The organism is Ezakiella coagulans (genome assembly GCF_003096635.1).
Taxonomy (GTDB): Bacteria; Bacillota; Clostridia; order Tissierellales; family Peptoniphilaceae; genus Ezakiella; species Ezakiella coagulans.
In genome coordinates, this window is sequence record NZ_QEKV01000001.1 from 177,860 (window position 1) to 203,832 (window position 25,973).

General features: G+C 35.7%; 8 protein-coding genes. All 8 read left to right on the forward strand.

Going from position 1 to position 25,973, the window contains the following annotated elements; genetic code table 11:
• Nucleotides 1-692 precede the first annotated feature (692 nt).
• The 8 genes from C7381_RS00815 (at nt 693) to C7381_RS00850 (ending at nt 25,925) form a co-directional block, all read left to right on the forward strand.
• Nucleotides 693-6,560, forward strand: coding sequence for a hypothetical protein (locus C7381_RS00815; RefSeq protein WP_116479553.1), 5,868 nt, complete (start codon nt 693-695; stop codon nt 6,558-6,560).
• A 67-nt stretch (nt 6,561-6,627) separates the two neighbouring features.
• Nucleotides 6,628-14,922: an Ig-like domain-containing protein gene (locus C7381_RS00820; protein WP_116479554.1), complete on the forward strand. Its 8,295-nt coding sequence runs from the start codon at nt 6,628-6,630 to the stop codon at nt 14,920-14,922.
• 46 nt (nt 14,923-14,968) lie between these two features.
• The gene (locus tag C7381_RS00825; RefSeq protein WP_116479555.1) at nt 14,969-19,693 is read left to right on the forward strand and encodes an S-layer homology domain-containing protein; all 4,725 of its coding nucleotides are present in this window, start codon (nt 14,969-14,971) and stop codon (nt 19,691-19,693) included.
• Nucleotides 19,694-19,777: 84 nt separating this feature from the next.
• Entirely contained in the window at nt 19,778-21,388 is a 1,611-nt protein-coding gene (locus C7381_RS00830) for a hypothetical protein (protein ID WP_116479556.1), read from the forward strand.
• Nucleotides 21,389-21,881: 493 nt separating this feature from the next.
• Nucleotides 21,882-23,066: a PD-(D/E)XK nuclease family protein gene (locus tag C7381_RS00835; protein ID WP_116479557.1), complete on the forward strand. Its 1,185-nt coding sequence runs from the start codon at nt 21,882-21,884 to the stop codon at nt 23,064-23,066.
• Nucleotides 23,067-24,312: 1,246 nt separating this feature from the next.
• On the forward strand, nt 24,313-24,660 hold the full coding sequence (locus C7381_RS00840; RefSeq protein WP_116479558.1) for a helix-turn-helix domain-containing protein: 348 nt from the start codon (nt 24,313-24,315) through the stop codon (nt 24,658-24,660).
• Nucleotides 24,650-25,393 (forward strand): ImmA/IrrE family metallo-endopeptidase, encoded by a 744-nt coding sequence (locus C7381_RS00845; protein ID WP_081935508.1) that lies wholly within the window; start codon nt 24,650-24,652, stop codon nt 25,391-25,393. Before C7381_RS00840 ends, C7381_RS00845 begins: the two co-directional genes overlap by 11 nt.
• Entirely contained in the window at nt 25,386-25,925 is a 540-nt protein-coding gene (locus C7381_RS00850; RefSeq protein ID WP_116479559.1) for a PIN domain-containing protein, read from the forward strand. Before C7381_RS00845 ends, C7381_RS00850 begins: the two co-directional genes overlap by 8 nt.
• Nucleotides 25,926-25,973: the final 48 nt, after the last annotated feature.

The window sequence follows — 25,973 nt, forward strand, 5'->3', positions numbered from 1 at the left end:
TTTTTGTGTAAAAGAAATATGTATCTTCACCAACAACGTTGTGTCGATAAAATATAGAAACAATAGTATCATTACATTTCATAAATTTATCCATCAATATATGATTACGCAATATTTTTTTCACACAGCTATAACTTTCCCGCCTATCTTCGCTCTGTTCATATAAAATCACCCTACAACTTTTCCTCATTTTCCACTCTCTCCATCTTTCGCTTTATCGCACGACCAAACTCCCTCTATACCCTGCATTCATCCAAATATTACACCCACATTACATTTGTATAAAATTACACAAAAACATAAATTCGCCTTGACAATCATACCCGAAAATGGTATCATAAACGTAACGGTAAATATGGATTATGTGTGCCACCCGCACGGGAGAATCTCGTGTTATAATCCTGAAAATTCCGGCTAATTTCATATGCTTCTTTTTTTGACCACATCAAAGTTAGACCGAAAACTATCAAAAAACTGAAAGTGTGTGAAAAGCAAAATAGAGTAATAAGACGAAGGGATACTACGAAACCCGAAGTCAAGCAATTATTCAAACGAGTTGGTGGCACGACTCGTTTTTTTATTATTAAAATGGGTAAATAAGAATCAAGGGTGGCACTTTGGATTCTTAAATGTGTCGACTTAACACAAAAACTAAAGTCAAATATATATTTTACTAACGAAAGGAGAAAAATATGCAAAATTATAAGAAAAATTTTGTAACGCGAACACTTGCATGGATATTAGCCATTGTTATGGTCGTATCTATGGTACCAATGAACGTATTTGCAAGTGGATTTTCACGATGGGAGAAAGAGGCACTTGGACCAAATCCTGTAGCCCCTAAAGAGTCATCGGAAAGAGATCAAACATTTGAAAAAATGTTTTGGAACGAGGGTAGTGTTTCCAAAGCAAATTCCGGATTGGAAACTTCGGAAGATAATGTCTTACCTGCACTACAAGAACCAAACACACCAGCACCAGGTAAGACTAGCAATCGTTCAGTAGACGCGGAAGGAAAACCTCCGGTAGACTGGGATAAAAGTGCAGGAGAAGGTCGTGATGACGGTTCATCCTACTGGTCACTACCATCAGGCGTGAACATTGTCAACGCCCACAACGGCTCCGACCCAATTAATACATTTGGATTTACCTACTTAGGTAAGTATTTAGATGATCAAGGACGTATCGTACTTAAGTTCGACATCGGACATAGAGCCACAGCCAACTCCGGTGTGTGGGATAAATATGTCATGCGCTTCCCGAAAGAACTTTACAATGCTATCGATACAGATGCGTCATTTATTCTATGGAAGCAAACCGAAGTATATCGAATCGACAACTTCGATAGATTCGAAGCCACTACCATAAGAGAGCAAACCGCCTACACCTATCAATTCCCATTTAGGAACTTTGGTGCCCAATACGGCCACAGGGAGATAAACGTAGTTCTTAAAAAGGATGTTAACTGGGAAAAGGACTTTGCAGGCAAATCACAAGTAGTACAACTTAGACTATATAATGGTAACAACAAAAACTTGAAGATGTTTTCTACATCAGCTAGAGGTGCTGGCAAACAGTACACATCCTTTGGTTACAACACCCATACCAAGACAGCTGTTGTAGGTGACCTTTCCAAACGTCCCGGCGACCTTGTAGAGTCAACTATGATATCTATGGTACAAGCCGATGCCTATAACGACATCTTCCATACGGCTGACTCTTCACTGCAATTGGATAGAGACAACAAAAAAGTAAGAATCATCTATTCAATTGCTAAGACAGCCACTACAAGAGGAGACTACAAGGCCTTTGGTGAAGACATTGGTCTACGTCAAACCCTAGACCCAGACTTTGTACGCTATCTTGATTTATCAAATCCGGATACAAAGATCGGTACCTACCAACTTTTTCATCCAAATGAAAAAAAATATGGTGAACCCATTGACATCTTTGCCAAAGACTTAAATGGTGTTAAAAAGACAGCAGACGGAAAAATTGAGCTAGACGAAAATAACAATCCAATCTATACGCGAGATGACAAATCCGTCTTTATCCAATTTGGTTCAAAAGAATTCGTAGACAAGGAAAACCCGGGTTCATCTGATCCCAACTATATATACACAAAGATTACAGATGCTTATAATATTTATTTCAGAGAAAACAATGGGGACGGTATCCTAGGCGTATTCGAATACAATATCGACCCAAGCCTTATTAACGCATCTATGATCGAGAAGAAAGAGTTCTCCAAGAACTTTATGTTCGACACTCGCTATATCACATCCAACAACGAAGGTATGCGCAAGTATACGGGCGTTGTAGAGGAAGATATAGTCTATCCGCCGGGAAAAAATGTCTTCTATAGATTAATTCCGGAGCCATATGAAAGCATTACTACCAACATAGGAGGCAGTGCTAAAGCAGCCGACTTTATTTTAAACATTGGTGGAGCGGACGGAATATGGAAGTCATGGAAGCGTGAAGGTACTGCCTGGTTTAATGACGGTACTGACGCATATGCAATTTCGCCTTATGGTAAAGAAATGCACTTAACTAAGCATACAATGACAATTGGTGGAACTATTAAAAAAGGCACACCAATTACTGTCTATCTTCCTAAAGACTACTCAACTAAAGCAGATAAAATTCACTTTGACTTAGCAACAGGTGACCAAATTGGACTTACCACATCCCAACTGAAAAATGCCAAGTCCTTAATGGGCGGTAAGAAGGTAACCCTTAAGAAGGTAAAGAAGGAAAACGGCTCTGATATTTTCTACAATCCTCTATATATCAAGAACACTGTTTCAACAATTGGTGGTTCAGCAATCAGAGAGCAATACACACCTATCGTTGATGAAATCTTCACAGATTCAAAAGACTTTACTGGTATCATGAGAACTGAAGGTGGTGTGCTAGCATCACTTTATAAGCCTAAAGATGATAGAACGACTACAGAACACTTCGGTGAAAACTGGATCGACTCTGATTCCGATGATAAAGGAAATATCACAGGCTACGAAAGAACAGACGGTAGACTTAAAGACAAGGAAAGCCCTGAAGCTGTAGATCCTGACAAAATAAAGGAAAAGAGAACAGTTAAAGGCCTTGATACTAAGAACAATGTTGTAGACAAGGAATTTGAAGGTTTAAGATTTACCATCAAAAAGCTATACTTTGGTGGTGATCAATTTAAGGATTCCACTCAAGAAACGAAAGTTGAAGACATGGGTCTTATCAAGGACCAACCAGTTATGTTCAACTCATTTAGACATACATCTTTAATGTCTGCACCAGTATACGAACAAGTTCAAGCAAAAGTTAAATTCATGCTATATCCAAAGCAAAATGTAGCCATGGATAAGATAGTACCACTAAATACAGAGTACTCAATCGAACCGGAAAAATTAAATAAAAATGGACTTGAAGAAGCTCAAAGACTTCAAACCACCGGCAAGCCGAATCCAAACTATAAAGGAAACGGATTTAAGGCAAAAGATGGCGAAAACAACATTCGTGTAGATGAAAAGGAACCGACTATATCAGTTAAGAGAACGTCTCTAACATCAACAGATGCTTTTAAAAAGGACAAGGATGTAACTTATCCAAACTTCCTTAACCACGACGGCTATGCTTACGGCGTCAACAGTTCGGATCCTGCTATAAAAGACAGAGCAGTTCAAGAATTCATCAAACGTCTATATCCGGATGCAGAATTCGATGAAGCTCTAGGTAATAAAGCAGACGGTTCAAAGAGAACAGACGGTAAGACTGTTATCGGTTGGACGACGAAAGAACTTAAGGATATTCCGACAAAGGATGCAGTAGACCAATTCTATGAACTTGAAAAAGAGAAAAAAGTCTTATCTGACCTTAGTCAATGGAAAGATGTGGATGAAGATAAACAAAACTACATCTTCAACGAATATTCACCGGTTGACAAGAACAGAACAGTATACGCAGTTTGGGGTACACCGAGCTTAGTGCTTCACTCCAACAACACATATGATAAAGTTACTGGCAAATTTGATCCTAACAAAGAAACTATTGTTCGTATTCCTTTTACACCGGATGATGCTACTAACACAAACAAGATTATCGATGCCATGACATCGCCAACCAAGGAAAACTTAAAGAACAATAACGTAATCAAACAACTTCCACTAGCACCTTATAAATATAGATCCAAGGATATTGGAGAAGAATTTGATTCAAGACTTGAAAACTTTATTATGGAAAACTCAACTTTCGTTGGTTGGACTACTGAAAGATTCACTAATGATAAAAAATCAGAATTCGTAGCAGGTAACAACAACGAACGTATAGGCGAGATTCAAAAGGGTGAAACTAAAGATGGCAAGAGCCTTCCAAAGAGAACCGAATCAACTCAATACCTAGGTAATTATAAAGATGCCTATGTTCCAAATGGTTACAACTTCGCCATATCCAAAGGCTATGAAGCCTTGATTAAAGAAGGTAAAGACATCCACCTATACGCAAACTATAGACCTTACTTCGAAGTAAACGTTCAACCACAATATATGAACATCGGCGAAGCTGATGCAAGACACCAATACGGTAAGTATGTGGATAATGTAGAAGCAGCAAAGAAGAAAAACTTAGAAATAGCCCTCCTTTACAGAACAGCAGTAACAGACTATACAAAACCGACTGTTCTACAAGGGGCAACCTACAACCCGCTTACTGAAAAAGACCTGCTTCCAAACGACCTTGTAATCAAACCATGGGACGGCACAAATAAAGTCCTAACATGGAAGGTACCAGGCTTTGACCGTGAAGGTATGAGACAATCCTATGTAGCAACTGTTATACCGCAAGGCAAGACAGAAGCTTACAAGAATTTTAAGCAAAAAAATCCAAATGATCCAAAGGGTGGAATCTACGATTGGAACTCACTTGGAATTACAACTTATGTTAAGCTTTCAGGTTTATCAGCAGAGATAGATAGAGGTGCGCCTAGAAACTTACATGAATCAATTTCAAGAGGGGACCCATACGGAATCGGTCTTGCTAAGCAACAAAACTTTAGTGTAGATACTAAAGGTAAGGTAGACGCCTTTACTTCAGCAACATCAAGACAAGCTACAGTAAGAACAGTTCGTGAAACTAAAGAAGAAGTTACAGGTTACAACATCTTCCTTACAAATACACCACAATCTATGCCAACACCTGAATTTAACTCAGTGAAAGAAACAGATAAAACTATTGACATCAACTTTGGTCAAGGTCTTATCAATGAAAAGCTTGCAAAACTTAAACTACAAGTTCCACATGCAGTTGAAGACGGAACAGATCCAAAAACTGGCAAGAAAAAATACAAATCAGAGTTTGAAGATGTAGAATTCACTATAGGAAAAGACGGCAAGACTTTCACAGCACCTAGTGGCATGACAGCTACTTTAGATGAAAACACAGGAAAACTTACAATTGGTAATTTTGACTTCAAAAACCTTCCGGCAGATGAACCAAGCAGAACCATCTACGGATCCTATGTAAAAGAAGTGGGCGCTGAAGGTGAAAAAACAGAAGTCGAAGGCGACAAGGGCAAGGTAGTAATTACAAGAGTCTTAACTTCACTTAAAGTCAAAGACATGGAACAAATCGAAAAGAAAGACGGCGAAAAGGCTAGAATCAAGTTCGTTATTCCAGATGAAGGTCCAACAGATCAAGTAGCGCCTGGTACAATTTACACAGCTCAAAAATTCGATGGACAAAAATGGGTTGATGTAGGAAGAACTGAAGTAAGTGGAACCAACCTAAGAGGTTCTACAACAACAATGAAAATCACCGGAGAAGTAGCTGATGGTGAGATTATCCGTATTAAGTCCGACGAACCAGGTAAGTTAGAATCTTACTCAGTAGGAGACAAAGACAGTGGAGCATACACACCACTTGAAGTAGACCCTAAGACACCGGACCAAGCACCTGCAGATTACAAGCACTATATTAAGCTTGACCTGGCAGGACCTGAAGCTAAAGGTGAAGCGAAAGATGAACGCTTCAGACGCTATATCAACATCGACGCTAAGCTAAACGAAGTACCTGGAAAACAAGTTACTATCGAAGTGGGTACAGCTGGAGAACAAGGCCATAAGGATAACAAGAAATTTACAGGCGACAAGGACCAAGTTATTAAGTTCTACAATGAAATTGTCCACAATGAAGATATAACCCTACACGGAGTATGGATTACCGCTACTGACGAGTTTGGAAACACAAAGACAAGTGATTTGAATTATAAGCAAACTTACCAATTAGAACTAACTCTAAGGAATCCAAGAGTTGGACGTAACTTCGTTAGATTAAAATCTGATAGAGCAAATACTACTGTAAAACTTACTTTCTTAAAAGACGGAAAAGCAGTTCATAAAGAAACATTTTTGCTTACAGAAGCAGGTACTTTCCAAAAATTCACTCTAAGCAATAACTATAAGCTAGAAAAGAATACACAGATCCTAATAGAAGGAAGATGTGAAGAAGGGCAAGGCGAAAACAAAAAGGTTTACACTAACAACCCATGGATTCATGAACTTAGGTAGGATTTTATAAACACAGAAAATTCTTAGGGGAGCACCTGCTCCCCTGGGAATGAATTAAGGAGGAATAATGAATAAGAAGAGAATAATGTCTCTGCTTCTGTCTATAATGATGGTATTACAAATCATAGTACCACAAGTACAAGTTCAAGCCAAATCTGGCGGAACTAGTGTGCAAATGTCCGAGGGACAAAAGATAGGAGAGAGATCAGAGGTATTTACATTCAAAAACACTAAGAAGCCAATAAAGTCTTGGTTTACTATGGGAACTATGTCCCTAAATAATGCAAGACAAGTTTCAACAACTAGAACAGAGACTTTAAAAATCAAGACAACAGCAACAGGTCTTGACAATGGCAAAAAAACATTTGACTGGGCAGCCTTTGGACAAAATAAAAAGTTCACAGCTTGGATAGAAGTTGCTTATGTAGAAGATAAAAAATCAGGAGAAGAAGTTGCAACTGAAAGACACAAGGTATCTGAAGACTTTGAAATTTCAAGCGCTGGAGATATCAACGCTACTGTAACTTTAGATTCTTCTAAGACAGTAGACTTCTACTATCTTAGAACAGAATATGATGAAGGTGACAAACTGATAAAGGTCAATGCAATTCTTGATTACAAAAACTCACTTTCACCAAAAGACCAGGCTGACTTAACATTTAAAATAGGAATTCAACAAATTGTAAGTACAACAATCACTTACGAACTAATTGATGAATATGGCAAGCTAATCAAGCTTGATGACCAAAAAGAAGAAAAACCAGAAGCTGCTGACCTTAAAAACCAAGCTAAGTTTGGAAATGGAACAGATGAACCACTGTTAACTTTCAACCTAAAAAAAGATGGTACAGACATCTTAAGAGATGAACAAATTGAAGACGAAGATGAATTAATCGATAGTTCAATTAAACTTATTTTAGAAAAAGATTCTATCAAGTCAAACAACATCGACTACAAACTTACATCAACTTACGATGTAATTAATGGTGGTAAAGTTACTATAAAGAGACAAAAGGATGTAGTAACACCAAAAGACCCACAGAACCCTGGCGATATTCCAGATGGATATGCAAGACTTAAACTTTCAGCAGACGCTACTGGAGCTGGACCAACAGGAACATTCACAAAAGACGATGACAAAGACAATCTTAGATATGTTGACGTAAAAGAAGGCAAAGCCTACACTACTGCTAAAGTAGAAATTGACAAACAAGGCAAGCCATTCCCACTCACATCTGCAAATAAAGTAGACACAGGTAAAAAATTTGACAAGTGGACACCAGAGTTAGGCACACTAGGAAATGCCGTTGCAAAAGAAACAAAAAATTTAAACGCAACTTATAAATCAAGTGATAAGGAGATCATTCCTTACCTACCTACAGAACCAGTTCCTAAAGAAGATGAGAATGGAGATCCAATTCCGGAAAACTATGTAGTAGTAACTTTCAAATCAGAAAGTGCTACAAAAGGTAAAGTTAAAATTGGCAAAAAGGAAGGCGAAACAGTACTTGCAAAAGTAAAACCAGGTATCGACCTTTCTACTAAAGCTGAGATTACAACTATACCTGAAAAAGACTACGGCTTTACTGAGTGGAAACCAGCACTTACTAATGCGGCTGAAGGACAAACTTACACAGCTCATTTCATAAAATCAGGCGACGAAATTAATGAAGGCGACACAATACCAAAGGATTGGTTCAAGGTAAAAGTTAGCCAAGATGAATCTATTGTAGATAATACAGTAGTAACAAAATTTTATACAGTTAAACCTAACGGTACACTAGAATCAGATAAGTTTGCTAAATTAGATGGCAAAGCTAAAGAAGGCTACAAAGACCCAGCATGGTATGTTGGTTCAGAAAAACTTGAAAAACCATTTGAAAGACAGATTACAACATATACAGAATTTTTAGCAAGTGCAACAGAAGAAATAGCAAACAAGTTTAAAAACAACCCTTTAAAAGCAGTAGATATTACAGCTTACAAAGGCGATACAATCGGTGAAAAGTTCTGGAACAAGGGTGTTAAAACACAAAGAGAAGATGCAGTTCTAGGAAGACTTATACAGTCAGCAACAGTAACTGATATTACACCTGAAAAGAGAACAACTGATAAAGCAGGTACTTTCCCAGGTACGCTTAAAGTTACTTTCACAGATGGATCCTCATTAGAAGTAAATAATCAAAAACTTATAGTTATAGACACTAGTGTAGACATCGACTACGACAAAGGATCTGACAAAGACGCCAACGCACCTCGCCACAAAGACGAAGTTGTAAAAGGTAAGATTGTTAGTAAAGAAACACTTGAAGGTGCAAAAGTTGAAATCCTAGATAAGGACGACAAAGTAATTGGTATCACACTTGCTAATACAGACGGTTCATTCGTCGCAGGTACAAGACCATTAGAAGCCGGCGAAACAATCAAGGTAAGAGTAACACTACCAAAAGCAGATAAAGCATCACCAGCAGTTGAAAAGATCGTTAAGCTCAACCCAGATAGATTAAATCAACTTCTACCAATTGCTAAGGCACAAAAAGATAGCTTTAGTAAAAAGCAAAATGCTATTATTAAAGAAAGATTAGATGCACTTAACAAAGCTATCACAGAAGCTGAAAAGCTTGTTGATGAGAATGGTAAAGCTAAGGGAACAGACACTGCAGAAAACCAAACAGCAATTGATAATGCGGTTACTGCATTAGAAGAAGCTCTTAAAAAATTAACAGCAAACATCCCACCAAGTATTTCAGGTCCAAAGACTCACGAAATATTTGTAGGTGAAGCATTAGATCTAAAGGCTTTAGTTGAAGTTACAGACGGCGACGGAGCAGACGACCTAGTTGTTGAAAACGGATCAAATGTAAAAGTAGAAGTTAAAAAAGTTGAAGGACAAACTGAATCACCAGTTGCAGATCTTTCTACTATTAAAGATACTGTTGGAACATACAAAGTAACTTACACTGCAAAAGACAACGCAGGAGCAGAAGTTACTCACGAAATGACTCTTACAGTTAAGCCAAGAACAAATTCAGCAATTGAAGTTACAAAAGATCCAAGTAAGATGTCTTACCTCATTACTGAAAAAGACGGCAAGGCTCAACTGAACCTTGAAGGTATGACACTAAACTTAGTTGATAATCTTGGTAAAAAGACTCCAGTTCAATTAACAGATAAGAATGTAACTTTCAAAGTTAATGGTAAGCCAATAAAAGATGGTGGAGACCTTACACTTGCAGATGACGTTAAATTCATCGAAGTTGAGTACAAAGATGGAGAAAAAACACTAACAGCTAAGACAGACGGCGTTCTTCGTGTAGGACCGGACTATGATAAGGATGGAAAAGACGACAGAACACAAAACTTTGATCCAGAAAAGATTATAAAACTTGAAGTAATCAAACAACCTCAACTTGACTATATTGCTAAAGACAAGTCAGAAGATAGCAAATTCAAGCTAAACCTTGAAGGCATGATTGTAAGAATGACTGACAAGGCAGGCAAGGAAAAACTTGCTTTAGTTAAGGAAGGTAAGTTCGTAGATTACGACGAACCAACAAAAGAAATCACAGTGCTTACTGCAACACCAGCTCATGGTGCAACATTAACACCACAAACTAGTGATACTGATAAGGGTCATAATGAAAGTAAGGTTGTTATAACTGGACCAAATAACTCTAAAGCAGAAACAGATCCATTAAAAGTATTCTACGATGCTAACAAGGATAATAAACCAGACTACGGTCAAGAACAAAAAACCCCGGCACCATCAGCAATGGCTAGAAACATTGGAGAAAATCCAGACAAAACAACAGTAGAAGGTATGGCAACACCAGGTGCAGTAATCAAGATTACTGACAAGGAAGGAAAAGTTTTAACAACTGACCCTGAAAAAGTTGTAGCTGGACCAGACGGAAAATACAAAGCAACTATTCCACTACAAGCTGACGGAACAGACATCAAAGTAACAGCAAAACTTGGTGAAATGGGCGAATCAGACCCAACGCCAACAACTGTATTTGATGACAAGAATAACAATAAGCAACCGGATAGGGACGAAGGTTTCAATATTGAAAAAGCAACAGACATTAAATTTGTTGACCAACCGGACCTAACTTACCTTGTTGCAACAAAAGATACAGAAGTTACTTTCAACGGAAAAGATGGAAAAGGCAAAGCAATTTACCTTGAACTATCTTACAAGAACGGCGACAAGACAGAATCCAAGATCATGACTCTAGAAGAATTGATGAAGGATACTACTCACATCTCTGTAACACCGGCAAATGGTACAACAGATAAGAAAGAAAACCAAACACACAACCTAGTTGGTAAAAACCTTGAAGTTAAACTTAAAAAAGTTGATCCAGCAACAGCTACTTCAAAAGCAACATCAACAAGCACATTTGCTATCGAAATCGATGCAGATGGAAATGGAAAAGCTGATAAAGACGAAAAAACTCCGGCACCAACAGCTAAGGCACTTAATGTTGGAAAAGATCCAAAATCGACAACTATTACAGGTAAAGCTGAAAAAGGTGCAAAAGTTGTAGCAATGGTAGGCAACGTAAAAGTTGGCGAAACAACAGCAGATGCACAAACTGGAGAATACACTATCAATGCAACAAAAGATGGTGCTGCACTTCCAAAAGATACAAAAGTAAATGTAACTGCACAAGTTGGAGTTAAAAAAGAATCTGATCCAACAGAAGCTATAGTTAAAGAAGATAAAGACGGCAATGGAACTGCAGATAACGAAGAAGAATTCGACATTACAAAGACTGCAAAGATTGAAATGGTTAGCGACCCTAACAAGATGGACTATCTTGTGACAACACAAGAAGGAACAGTTAAGTTCGATGCAACAGGAATGCTTGTTAGATTAACTGACAAGGCAGGTAAAGAAAAACTTTACACAGCAGCAGAACTAACAGCTGATAAAACAAACTTTAAAGTTGAACCGGCTCACGATAGTGACTTAACAATTAAAGCCAACCATGACAAGAAAGTTAAAGTAACACTTCTTACAGCACCAGCTGATATGCAAACAAAAGAAGTAGAAACAACTGGTAATTTGTCAGTTAAACTTGATGCTAATAACAATGGTATTGCTGATGAAAAAGAAAAGTTTGACATAGCTAAAACAACTAAGGTAACTATCATCCAAGATCCATCAAAGATGAACTACCTAGTTACTACAAAAGATGGCAAAACACCATTTAAAACAGCAGGTGTAGTTATCAAGTTAGAAGATGCTAGCGGAAAGACTGTAACTTACAATGCTGATGAATTAAAGAATCTTACAGACAAGATTAAACTTTCACCAGCAGAAGGAGAACAACTTGGCCTAGACAACGGCAAGACTAAGACAATTCCATTCACAGTTACTATAACTGGAGCAGAAAGTCAAACTAAACCAACAGCAACAGGCGGAAATGTAAAAGTTCAACTTGACGCTGATGACAATGGTACAGCTGATGAAGATGAAAAATCTGAACAAGCAAAAGACGTTAAGGCACTTAACCAAAACAAGGTTGTAGAAGGCAAGGTTACAAACGAACCGAAAGACACTACAACAGTATCTGGTAAGGCTAAACCGGGCTCAACTGTTATCATTAAAAATGAAGCAGGAGAAGAAATCGGTAAGGTTGAACAAGTTGCTGACAATGGCGAATTCACTGCTGAAGTAAAAAAACAAGACGAAGGCAAAAAAGTCCAAGTCATTGTAACTGAACCAGGTAAGAAAGACTCTGATCCTGTTAAAACAACAGTAGTAAGAGACTCCGACAACGACGGAGAAGACGACAGCAAGGCAGGTCAAACAGAAAGACCGGCAGCTATTGCATCAAATATCGGCAAGAAACCAACATTTACAACAATTACTGGTGAAGCTGAAAAGGGTGCAACTGTTACTGCTTATGTAGGTAATCAAGTAGTTGGAACTGCAACAGCAGACAAAACAACTGGTAAGTACACTATCCAAGCTAAACAAAACGAAAAACCTATCAAAGAAGGCGTTAAAATTGATGTAACAGCAACTTTAGCACCAAAAACAGAATCATTAAAACAAACTGTAGTAGTATTTAAAGATACTGATGGAACTGGTCAACCAGACTCAGCAAAAGATTTTGATGTTAAGAAGGCAAAAGAAATGCAAGTAGTAGCATCTCCAGACAAGATGGTTTACACTGACGGAGACCAATTAAATCTTGATGGACTGAAAGTTCTTCTTACAGATGTAAATGGAAATCAAAAGATTTTCACATACAAACATGATGCCAATACTGAATTCACAGAAGCTGGATTATCAGTAGACTACAAACAAAATCAAAAATTATCAAATGCTGATAATGACAAGAAGCTAACAGTAACATTAGATACAACAGGTAACACACAAGTAACTGAAGCCATTACAGATGAAACACCAACAGCACTTACTGTAAACAAAATGCAATCAGCAAAACCTACAGACTTGGCTGCTGCAAACCAAGGTGACGCAAAAGTTACAAAGGTAAAAGGTAAAGCAGTAAGTGGTGCTGAGATTAAAGTAACTGATAAAGCAGGTAATAACTTATTACCTGACAACACAACTGTTAAAGCAGATTCTAACGGAGACTTTACTGCAGATTTAAATAAATTATTAGATCCAGGAACAAAAGTTTACTTCACAGCTACTGAACCAGGAAAGACAGAATCTCCAAAAGAAGAAGAAACTGTTATAAGAGATAAAGATGGAAACTGGAAAGCAGACACAGGATCTAAACTTTCAACTCCAGTAATCGATCCAATAAGAGAAAAAGATGAAAAAGTTGTAGTAGAAGCTCCAAAAGCTGATGACAAGATTCAAAAAATCGAAGTTACAGACCAAAATGGAAATACTGTAACACTTACAAAAGATTCTACTGACAAGACAGGTAAGACTTGGATTGTTGATGGTTCGAAACCGGTAGAAAAAGTTGTAGAAAATAACGATGGTAAGCTAGAAATTCCAGTAAAGGATAAGCTTCCACTAAACGACAGAGACCAAATTAAAGTAACATTTAAAGATGGCGAAAAGCCAGCTAATGAAGCTTTCGAGAAGGCACCTGTACAAAAAGCAAGTCAAACACCAAAAGTTGACCCTGTTTACACAGGCGAGAAAGAAGTTAAGATTGCAGACCCAACAGTGGCAGACCCAACAGCTAAGACTATTAAGGTTAAAGTTAACGATAACAATTCAATGATCGTTGAAAAACAACCAGACGGAAGCTGGAAAGTTAAAGACAATCCAAATGCTAAAGTTGAAGTAAAAGATGGTAAAGTTGTAGTGCCACTTGACCCATCAGCTAAAAAAGACGATGTAATTAAAGTATCAACAATCAATGATTCAAAGAAAGAATCACCAGCAGCAGAAGTTACAGTTGTAGATAAAGAAAAATCTAAAAAGCCAGAATTAAATCAAGTAACATCTAATGATAATAAGATTACGGGAAAAAATGCAGAACCTGGCGCTGATATTGTTATAACTATCACACCTAAAGATGGTGGAGAGCCAAAGGAAATCAATACAAAGGCTGACAAACAAGGAAACTTTGAAGTCGATGTAAATAATCTAAATGATGGAGATAAGATTGTAGCTACCGCAAAAGAAAAAGATAAAGATCCAACAGAATCTGATCCTGTTACGGTAGGAATTGATACTTCAGAACTTGATAAGGCAATCCAAGATGGTAAAGACGCTTTAGATCCTAAAAAAGGCGGAAAGAATAACGGTACACCTGAAGATAAAGCTCTAGAAAAAGCAATCAAAGAGGGCGAAGAAGTCTCTAAGAATCCGGAATCTGCAGAAAAAGTTAAAGAGAAAAAAGAAGCTATCGAAAAAGCTATTAAGGACAAGAAAGATGCCGACGAAGCTAGAGATAAACTTCAAGAAAAGATAAATGAAGCCAACGACAAGAAGAATGATCCTGAGTATCCAACTAAACCAGACGATGTAAGGAAAGAACTTGATAAGGCTGCAACAGATGGTCAGGTAACTCATGACGATAAAACTAAGACAAAAGAAGACATCGATAAGGAAATAGAAAAGATACAAGAAAAGATCGACCAATACAACAAGCAACAGTTAGCAGTAAGTATCACTCCTCCAGTAGCGGGAACTTTAAAGATGGAGCTAACAACAATACCAGGTAACTCTAAGTTTAAAGTTTACAAAGGAATAGTATCTGAGAAGAATCTAATAGGAGAAGGAACTACAAACTCTAAAGGTATTGGAACAATAACATTTGACGAAAATACTGTTAAATTAAAAAGTGGAATGATTTTGAGAGTTGTTGTAGAACACGATGGTTATTTATCGAGGACAGAAAGAGTGAAAGTAATATAGTTAAAAGGGGATAACCCTTTTAACTATATATTTCAAAGGAGGAAATATGAAGAAAAGAATAATTTCATTTATGTTAATACTTTTGATGATTTTAACTTCAGTACCAGTAGAAGCATTTGGACATCAAAGTAGAAATGTCAATCCAAACAAAGAGGCTGAAGCAAAATACAATGTAGTTAACATTAACGGTCAAAAATATAAGGCATATAAAATTTCTGATATTATGCCAGATAATTTAGTGAAAAAGCAAAGTCAGAAAAGAGCCTTCAACTCAGGCCTGATGAGGACTTCAGGATATGTTGATCAAACAGAAACGGATCCAAATAAGTTGTGGACATTAAAAATAAACTGGGAAACAAGAGATATTGACTTTCCGAATGAAACAATTATATTTCCAGTAATCTATAATCCGGACGGAGAGGAAAATACTGGAGATGAAATCGAATTAGGTATATTTGAAGTAGACGCAGCTCATGCCCAAAAGGGCAATTCAAATGAACGTATTAAGATGAAGGTAAAGGAGGGTATTAATCCCAACGATTATATTGAAGGAGCAGAAATACTTTGCCCTCATTTTATAAAGTACGATTTGCGTATTGTGAAAAATAACGAATGGAATGGACATGAGTATCAAGAGTACCAATTTTTAGCAAATGTCAGCCAAAATGTAATGTCAGTTTATAAAATAAGCTGGTTTGACAATGATTCATCCAAAAGACAAGAATTCGAAGGAAAATGGAAGGGTAGTAAAAGTATAGAAACTGATCTTGTAGGTTCAACAGAAGATGGATATTACACAGTTATTAAAGAGCTTATCGGAAGAAAAGATCTTTATACTGGAAATAATAAACCATACACACCTTCTGAAGGACACATGGCAGGAGAATTAAAGAAAGGCTATAAAGAAGAACCAATTCAATTTGTTAGTTTAAACATAGATGACGTTACTCCGGTGGATACTGCCGGTTCTTATATCATAAAAGATGGAGTCGAAACACAAAAGGGCTTCCTTCAACTAGGCACAAAATATTATTACAATATTACTGGAGATTACAGGACCCTACACGAAATAGAACTTCGTGAAGAACTAAAAGTTAAATTTGATCCAAATGGAGCTACATTTGCACCAGCTGTTAAAACTGAACAAGCAATTGGACACTCTATGAAAATTGGAGAAGCTTTTGGAGACTTAGAAGCTGTTACAGTTCCAACTAAAAATCAAATCTCAAACATTCCACAAAAAGACAACAAAGACCAAGAATTTGTTGGTTGGGTTGTTGATGAAACTAACAAATCATTAGACTTTAGCGATGGAAAGAACGCAGATAAACTTGTAAATCCACAAGGATATGAAGTTAAGAAAAATGTAACTTTCTATGCAGTTTACGCACCTAAGGCTCAAGGTAAGGTTGCTATTCAATATGTTGATACAGACGGTAATGCTATTCAAGATACCTATAAGATTGCAACTGAACAATATCCGGATAAAGCTGAAGGCAATGTAGGTGAAGATGTTGATATTAATAAGATTCCTGAGCCAGTATTCTATGGTTATGAAAGAACTGATAAAGCTATAGATGTATCAGGAAAGAAATATCAAAATGAACATATTCAAACTGTAGAAGTTGAATACAAAAAACTTGCTGACATCATACCTGAAAAAGGTGATGATGGAAAAGATAACCCAGATGCAAATAAACCTGAAGTAAAGAATTATTACAAGAAGGTTGTTTACAAGGCAGAAAAGGTTAAGGGTTATTTAGGCGAAGAAACTAAAAAAGCTGAGCAAGTTGTTTACTATGTAAACCCAGTTGCAGGAAAGAAAGTAAGTGACGCAACTGTACCAAATGTTGGGGCAGAGACAGGTTACATTGTAGATGACACTAATAAGTGGACATACCCACAAGGAATAACGGCCGACACTGCTATTACTAAAGATACAGCAAATCCACTTGTTATAAACGCAAACTTCAAGAAAGAAACAACTACTAAGAAATTTACTAAGACATGGGCGGCTGCAGACGGTGCAAAATTACCTGATACAAAACCAACGGTTACATTTGAACTTTATGCTGATGATGCTAAGGTTGAAACAAATGGAGAACGAATTTTATCAAATGGAGCCTTAACTGCTGAATATAAGGATCTTGTAAGATACAATTATGATAATACAGGAAAAGCAACAACTGAAATCAAATACACTGTTAAAGAAAAAGGCGAAGCTAATAATTCTATAACTCTTGGCGACAAGACATATGCGGTAACTTATACAGATATAGGTGTTACTAACACACTTGGCAAAGAGGTAATAAATTTAACAGTTAATAAAGTTTGGGCTAGAGAAGATGGAGCTGCAAAGCTACCTGAAACAAAACCGACATTAACATTTGACTTATACAAAGACGGTACTAAAGTTGATGGACAATCAAAGACATTAGCAGCGGGTCAAACAAGTGTAAAATGGACAGGACTCGACAAGTACCAAGCAAATGGAACTGATTTAGCTGTATATACAGTTAGTGAAGGACAAACAGCCAACAATACAATAGAACTTGACGGTAAGAAGTATGAAGTTAAGATGACAGATATGAATAATGGCGTAATCACAGTAACTAATACACTCAAGAAAGAAACTACTGATGTTGAATTTACAAAAGTTTGGGCAGCTGCTGATGGCACAACTCTTCCTACAACATTACCGGAAGTAACATTTGTTCTAGTAAAAGACGGAACAGTAACTACAACAACTGCAAAAGTTGATTCAACAACTAATAAAGCCAAATTCTCAGGTCTTGACAAGTATACAAAAGACGGAGACGAAATTGTATATACTGTTAAAGAACAAGGCGAAGATAAGGGAGCTATTAAGCTAAATAACCAAGATTATACGGTAGAATATAGCGAAGAAGATAAAACAGTAACAAATACTCTTCAAAAAGAACTTAAAGAAGTAAAAGCTACTAAGACTTGGACAGTTGCAAACGGCGTTACAGCTTTAACAAAAAATCCTGCAGTAAAATTACAATTAATTGCTGACGGAGCAGATGTTGCTGGTAAAGAAGTAGCAGTAGATGCTAATGGCGAAGCAAACTTTGGTAAGCTTGCTAAGTACCAAGCAAACGGAACTACAGAAATTAAATATACTGTAAAAGAAGTTGGAGAAGCTGAAGGTAAAATTAAGCTTGACGGAAGAGACTATAAGGTAACTTATGATGGTCTAAAAGTAACAAACGAACTTCAAGCTAAAGAAGTAAAAGTTTCTTACGAATTTGTTACTGATAAGGGCGCAAAGATTACTGAAGAAAAAGTCAACCACTATCTAAATCCGGATGGTAATTGGAAATCAACAGCTAAAGAAGGAGAAAATGTTGTGGCTCCTACAACTCCGGCTAAAGATACAAAGGTTGAAATTAAAAAAGGTACTCCGGAAAAACTTATAGGAACATACACATTTAAAGAATGGAAACCTGTTAATGTTAAAGCAGGCACAGAAGACATTAAATTTATCGGTGTATGGGAATATGTTGGAGAATTCTATCCAATAGGTAAAGATATCACGGTACAAGTCGGTGAAACACCTGATCCAAAAGACGGAATTGAAAATCATAAGGATGCACCGAAAGATACGGACTATAAGTTCAAAGAACCTATCGATACAAAAACTCCAGGAGATAAGAAAGCAACAATTGTTGTTACAATTCCAAATCCGGAAGAACCTACTAAACCGAGAATTGAAGAAGTAGAAATTACTGTTCACGTAACAGATTTAAGATGTATGACTCCGGCACCTGAAATGAATCCTGTTTATGATTCAGATGAATACATCACAGGACATGGAATTCCGGGAGCTGTTATCGAAGTAAGATACAGAGATTATCCTATTTTAAGAACAAAAGTTGATACTTTCGGTGAATGGGAAGTTTACACACCATATCCACTCGAAGATGAACAATTTGTTTATGCAAGACAAATTAAAGAACCTTGCGATCCATCAGTTTGGGTATCTGAAGAAATAAGATATGACTATGAATATTGGAGAAAAGACGACAAGAAGGAAGAACCAAAGAAACCTGTAGAAATCAAAAAGGTTTGGACTCCTGCAGAACTCAACGCTCGCGATCACTTCTCATATATCAAAGGATACGGCGACAATACTTTCGGACCGAACAGAACAATTACAAGAGCTGAAGTTGCAATGATTTTCGCAAGACTTTCAATCAATCAATCAGTATCAGGTGCTCCACAATTTAAGGACGTTAAGGCTGGAGATTGGTACAAGACGGCAGTTGATATCGTTGCAAGACAAGGCGTTGTTAAAGGTTACGAAGATGGAACATTTAGACCAAATCAACCGATAACAAGACGTGAATTTGCAGCAATTGCAGCAAGATATGCAGGAAATATCGACACATGGAGAACATTCAGAGATGTTCCATCAACAGACTGGGCATACACTCTAATCAACAGAGTTGGTGGTGCAGGATGGATCACAGGATACGAAGACAACACATTCAGACCTAACAACAACATCACAAGAGCAGAAGTTGTTGCAATCGTAAACAGAATGCTCAACAGAAAAGCTGACAAGGCTTATGTTGATAACAACTTAATGAAATCTAAACATTCATTCATTGACAATCTAAGAAGTGCATGGTACTTCTATGACATTCATGAAGCAGCAGTTGGCCACTCATTTGAAAGACAACCGAATGGTGTTGATGAAAAATGGAATAGAGTTAACGGACAAGCTTTTGAAATAAGAGAAAGATAATTGTTTGGAACTAGATTTTAATATACAAGGCGTGTGGCAATCCACACGCTTTGTTAGTACATATTGAAAATGGGGGTATGTAAGATGGTAGATCTTGTTTTAGAAAAAATTATAGATAGCATAAATGAGTTGGGATTTGCAAAATGGATAGTACTTATTGTTATGGCTTTAACACCCGTTATAATTGATATATATTACAAATCAGTAAATTCGAAATATTATAATGTAGTTGGAAAATATTTTAATTTTTCATCTTTAAAAAAGTTAATTGCCTATACCTGTCTATTTATATTTGTAATACTGAATTTTACATTTTTGTTTTATGATCTTATAATTCATTTTTCCTTGGAAGGAGCTATTATTTATCTAGTTCTTTTATCTATATTATGCATAGGCATTGTAATTTATATATTTAATTATATGGTTCGAATAGACGTCAGCATAAAATGCTTAATACCTATATTAATAATAGGTATATTAATAATAAGTATATTAATGGTATTTTTGTTTCACAATTTTACATTTAAATGTGCTATTATATTAGTAATATGTATACTTGGTATCATAATTGCTGTGAACAAAATTCTCAAATGTAAAAATATCAAATGTAAAAATAAAAAGAATAGCATTTATATCTTTATAAATCCAATATTATTTTTTATTTTAAGTTTGCTTTCTATTTCATTAATATCTTGTTTAATTTTTGCTGATGAAATAAATGAAAATTTAAATAATAGAATTGCAAAACAATCAGAAACAAAGACAGAAATAAATACAAAAACAAATACAGTAATAAATCAATATAAAGATCTAAGTGAAGGAAATAATCAAAATGACAATTCGACGAAAGAATATTTAAATTATGTACTAAAGAATAGTGGAGATTTAAAATTTAATGAATTTGTAACGCTTTTTAAGAATCCGAAAGATTTAATCAGATTAGATATAGATTATGAAAGTAGTGTTGAAAAAAGTCAATTGCAACAAAACCTAGATGAATTTTTTAGTAAAATTAAAGATGCACATATAGAGAAAGAACTTTATACATCTATGAGATTATTGATAATATTGAATCTATTATTAGATCCTATTATATTTATTTTTGCAATGGCATCTATATTTATTTTAACAGCAGCGCTACTTTTATTATTAAGAAATAGATTTTTTAATCCAAAGAAAATCAAAATATATGAATATATTGATAAGCCCGGATTAATGAAGGAAGTAGTTATTACTGAATATAAAGATAAATTATTAGTCATGGAGGGCTTGATATATCAAGAAAATTTATATTTAATGCGTTCAAATTATAGAATTATAGATATTTTAGATACAGAGATATTTGCACAAAAAACTTTTAAATCAGTTGTTGTCGATATGTTAGATTTTGTTATTCCTGCAAGTATCATAGATTGTAATAGCGAAGAAATTAAATGTAGTTTTGATATTTCGCTCAATTTAGAGAAAGAGGCAATTAATATAAAAAACTTAGAATATGATACAAGAGGAATTGATATTATTTGTGATGTGATTTTTAAAAACGGCAGGATGATTATAAAGTCAGAAATAAAACATATTTTAGAAACTATTTACGGTATAAATAATTTCAAATTTAAATTGGATGAAAGCGTTAAAAAGAATTTTAGTATTGATGAATATACAGGAGAAATTATAATTAATTTAGATTTGGAATAGGAATGTTACATTTGTCTATTTATAAACTAAAGTGGAAATATAAATATATCTATCTTGGCGGCTGTATGTTGTTATAACAACGAAATCAAATATACGGCGTGGGTTAGGGTGATAATTGTTTTGACGTTTGGATTCTATATTGTATATACACACCGTTGTTGTTGAGGTTGTACAAAAAATAAACGACATATATGGCGGCAGGACATCGTTGTGTCTATCGTCAAATCGTATGCCAGCCGCTACAAGCAGTGATTGCGAAATGATACAATTTTATGAATGTGAGCGAAACAATTTACGTATAAATCCGTATACGCTGCACGTAGCGACGACCGGGTTTTTTACGGGCGAGTTAGAAATCTATGATTTCGTTTACGAACGCATAAAAAGGTGTATCGCCGCAATGATTTATGGAGAATTAATAGGTAAAATGTTTAGTAGAATAATGTAATGGGTAAATGTTGTATAGAGATTACAAGTAAACAGGAGGGATTTTATGGAAAAAAATGATAATAAGTCACCATTGAATGAGTTAAAACATTCGCCACTTTTTGCAATATCGCTTGCATCAAAGGAGTTGGCACACTCAAATTTTTGGAAATGGCTCCTTGATATAAAAGATTCAGAGGGAAGACACCCATTTATAAAAGTTTTTAAACCGGATTTTTATGAACGTGGCAAGGAGTGTTATTTTCTTGATGTGAAAAGGGAGTTGTTTAATTTTGATTTGTATATAACTTATACAGATGAAAAAGACAGATTCCGTTCTTTAGTTATTGAGAATAAGATTAAGGCTATAGCTGATAAAAGTCAACTAATCAGATATCAAAACAAGACAACTCTTGGATTTGAATTCAATGAGGGGATTTTGACCGGCTTGATAGAGAATAAAAGCATAGGTATCGGGACGGGCAATTTAGCCCGATGGACATTTTTATCATATGCTGATATTGCTGAAAATATAAAAAATATTTTAGAAGAGAATGCGGATTTAGATTATGGTATTTTCATTTCTCAATATGTCAAGGATTTAAATAATATTCAACTTTTGATTGATGAAGCATTTGAACTTGATGAAAATAAAGACAAGTATGTTTATTTAGACGATTATTTATCAGAGATTAGCTTTTCGGATGTGTTTTTAAAGTTAAAGGCAACTGAGCTTGCTAACAGGATAAAGGCTGAGGTTGAGAATAATGCAAGCGATTTGAATTTAGATATGAATGGTTGGAGTGGACCATATGGAGATGTAAGTTTTAGCAATGGAACTCCAATTATTACATTCATTTATAGAGAGATGAAGCCTGATATCAAAGAATCAGAAAAATATAATTTAAATGTAGAGAGTGAATATGGAAGGATTGGAGTACAAATTCAAAGAGATCAATTTAGGATTTATGGTGGTTCATCTTCACCGGGAAGGAAGAACTCGAATAAAACATTTGATAAGTTGGTGGAGATTGGCTATTTGTGCCCTACAATATCAGAATTTAAAGGAAATTTAAAGAAGGAAGGTAAGAAAAGCAGAATTAAAGTTGAAAAATACTGTAGTTACGGAAATCATCTTTACCAATATTGGAATATTTCAGATAGATTATATGATTATTTGGTAGATGAAACGATTAAGCAATTAAAAATTGCGAAGGAATGTGTTGAAAAGGGTCTCTCATTTAAAGAGTAAAAGTTGATAGATTACGAAATTATAACGGCATGGTTTGTATGTCGTTATTTTTGTTTAGTGTGAGATCGATATTTTATAAATATATCGGCCGATGATTGTATGTTGTTATAACAACGAAATTTATATATTCTATTTTTTTATATATTCATCGATGGCTGTATGTTGTTATAACAACGAAATCAAATATGCGGCGGGGGTTGTGTGATAATTGTTTTGACGCTTGGGTTTTATATTGTATATACACACTGTTGTTGGTGGGGTTGTAAATTGTTTGAACTTGATATATGGCGTGAGGACATCGTTACTCCTTTCGTCGTAACGTATGCCGTCACGCTACAACGCGTACATATACGTATATAATTGAAAAATTTATCGGCGTGGGTAATGTTTACTCGTAGCATGTTTCGGTTTTATATTTTTGGATTTATTGTTAGCTGTATGTTGTTATAACAACGAAATTTATATATTCTATTTTTTTATATATTCATCTTTGACTGTATGTTGTTATAACAACGAAAGTGAGGGTTGGGGGTGAGATGTATAATTGTGGTTTGGGTTTTATATTTTATTGGCACAGCATTGTTGGTAATAACAAATATTGCACAAACACAAAAATGGGCGTCGGGATAGTAACCCGACGCTACAAGCGGCGATTGCGAAATGATAAAATTGTATGAATATATCATCGTGGATAAAATGGCGTGTGCTATTTTTGATTATATATTTTATATACACATCGTTAGCTGTATGTTGTTATAACAACGAAAGTAAATATGCGGCGGGGGTTGTGTGATAATTGTTTTGACGCTTGGGTTTTATATTGTATATACAGAACGTTGTTGGTGGGGTTGTAAATTGTTTTAACTTGATATATGGCGGCAGGACATCGTTGTTCCTATCGTCACAACGTATGCCAGCCGCTACAAGCAGCGATTGCGAAATGATACAATTGTATGAATAAAACAATTTTATGAATGTGAGCAAAACAATTTATGTATAAATTCGTATACGCTGCACGTAACGGCGACCAGTTTTTTTGCGGGTGAGGTAGAAATCTTCGATTTCGTGATGGAGTGCGGAGAAAAGCGTATCGCCGCCAAGCATTGGAATGTTTGGATAAATTATGAAATTACACAAAACGAATAATAGTATAATTGTGAATAGTACATATTTGTCATATAATATATATAAAAATGTATTTACAATATGACAAGTGTGTGATATAATATATATGGAGGTAGATGATATGTTAAACAGAAAGGATATTGGAATTCGGATTAGGGCTCTTAGAGAGGCTTCAAATCTGACTCAATCAAATTTGAGTGAATTTTTAGATATGGATCAAAGCAATTTGTCCAAGATTGAAAAGGGAGAAAGGCCGATTAATTCGTATGACATTGAACGTTTGTCAAGGTTGTTTTGTTGTGCCTCTGATTATATTTTGTATGGTGCTCAGTCAAACGTAAGGGGTTCAATTGCATTCAGAGCCGGCGATTTAGGTAATGAAGATTTAGAGGCATTGTCTGTTGTAAATGCTATAGCTTTGAATCAATTTGAGATGGATGATATTTTAGGAGAGCTAGATGATGAATAAAGTTGAGTTGATGAATAAAGCGATTTTTATTCGAAAGAGATTAGGGGAAGATGAATCTTCGCCAATTGATATTTTTAAGGTGGTTCAATCAATAGAAAATTTATCTATAATTTTTTATCCTTTAAATAAAAATATAAGTGGAGTGTGTTATAAGGGGGAGAAATCTTCTGTTATTGCCATTAATTCAGATATGTCAATAGGCAGACAGAGATTTTCCTTAGCCCATGAATTATATCATTTATATTATGATGAGAGTGCAAGTAGTTCGGTCAGTTTATTGAATATTGGAGAAGGGGATGAGACTGAGCGAAATGCAGATCAGTTCGCATCATATTTTTTGGTTCCAGGTCCAACTTTATATGAGAAGGTTGACAAGATCGGAAGAGATAATTTGGATATAGAGAATATAATAAAGCTTGAGCAATATTTTGGCGTGAGCCACAAAGCTATGTTGTACAGACTTGTGGATGAAGGGTTTATAGATTTTCAAACTGCTAAGTATATGGAATATGGAGTTGTTAGTATTGCAGCAAGGCTGGGATATGATACAAGTATTTATTATCCTTCATCACCGGACAAGAAGATGGGAGTTTTAGGATATTATATTTCGAGCGCAGATAAGCTTTTGGATAGCGGTCTTATATCTAGAGGCAAGTATGAGGAACTTTTGTTAGATGCGTTCCGAGATGATATTGTTTATGGTATGAATGAAGGTGAGGCAAGGCTTGACTGATACTATTTTTTTTGATACGGACTGTATAAGTGCTTTTTTGTGGGTGAATAATCAGAGTATTGTCGAACAGCTTTATGGAGGAAGAATTGTTTTTCCGAGAGAGGTATATGAGGAATTAAATAATCCACGCATTTCTCATTTAAAAAGACGAATGGATGATATGATTTCAAGAGACGTTGCTCGTATAGTGGATATGGAGATAGGGTCTGAAGAGTATGATTTATTTAGAGAGCTGACGCATCCGAGCACGGAAGGTCAAAAGTGGATAGGGAAAGGTGAGGCGTCCGCAATTTCGCTTGCAAAAGTATATGGAGGCATAGTTGCAAGCAACAATTTAAGAGATGTTTTAGATTATATTAAGGAATTCCATTTGGAACATATAACGACAGGGGATATACTTTTTGATGCATACAATAGCGGAATTATAAGTGAGGAAGATGGAAATGATATATGGCAGAGGATGCTTGATAAAAGAAGAATGTTAGGATATGGTTCATTTTCAGAGTTTTTAGAGAAAAAAGGTTATAAGTGAGATTTGAAAAACGTGTGTGCAGAGATGCATGCGTTTTTTTGGTTTAGG

Excerpts from the sequence above, each read along its gene's own strand:
- C7381_RS00815 (WP_116479553.1), top strand. The coding sequence starts at position 693 with ATGCAAAATTATAAGAAAAATTTTGTAACGCGAACACTTGCATGGATA.
- C7381_RS00825 (WP_116479555.1), top strand. The coding sequence starts at position 14,969 with ATGAAGAAAAGAATAATTTCATTTATGTTAATACTTTTGATGATTTTA.
- C7381_RS00830 (WP_116479556.1), top strand. The coding sequence starts at position 19,778 with ATGGTAGATCTTGTTTTAGAAAAAATTATAGATAGCATAAATGAGTTG.
- C7381_RS00835 (WP_116479557.1), top strand. The coding sequence starts at position 21,882 with ATGGAAAAAAATGATAATAAGTCACCATTGAATGAGTTAAAACATTCG.
- C7381_RS00840 (WP_116479558.1), top strand. The coding sequence starts at position 24,313 with ATGTTAAACAGAAAGGATATTGGAATTCGGATTAGGGCTCTTAGAGAG.
- C7381_RS00845 (WP_081935508.1), top strand. The coding sequence starts at position 24,650 with ATGATGAATAAAGTTGAGTTGATGAATAAAGCGATTTTTATTCGAAAG.
- C7381_RS00820 (WP_116479554.1), top strand. The coding sequence starts at position 6,628 with ATGAATAAGAAGAGAATAATGTCTCTGCTTCTGTCTATAATGATGGTA.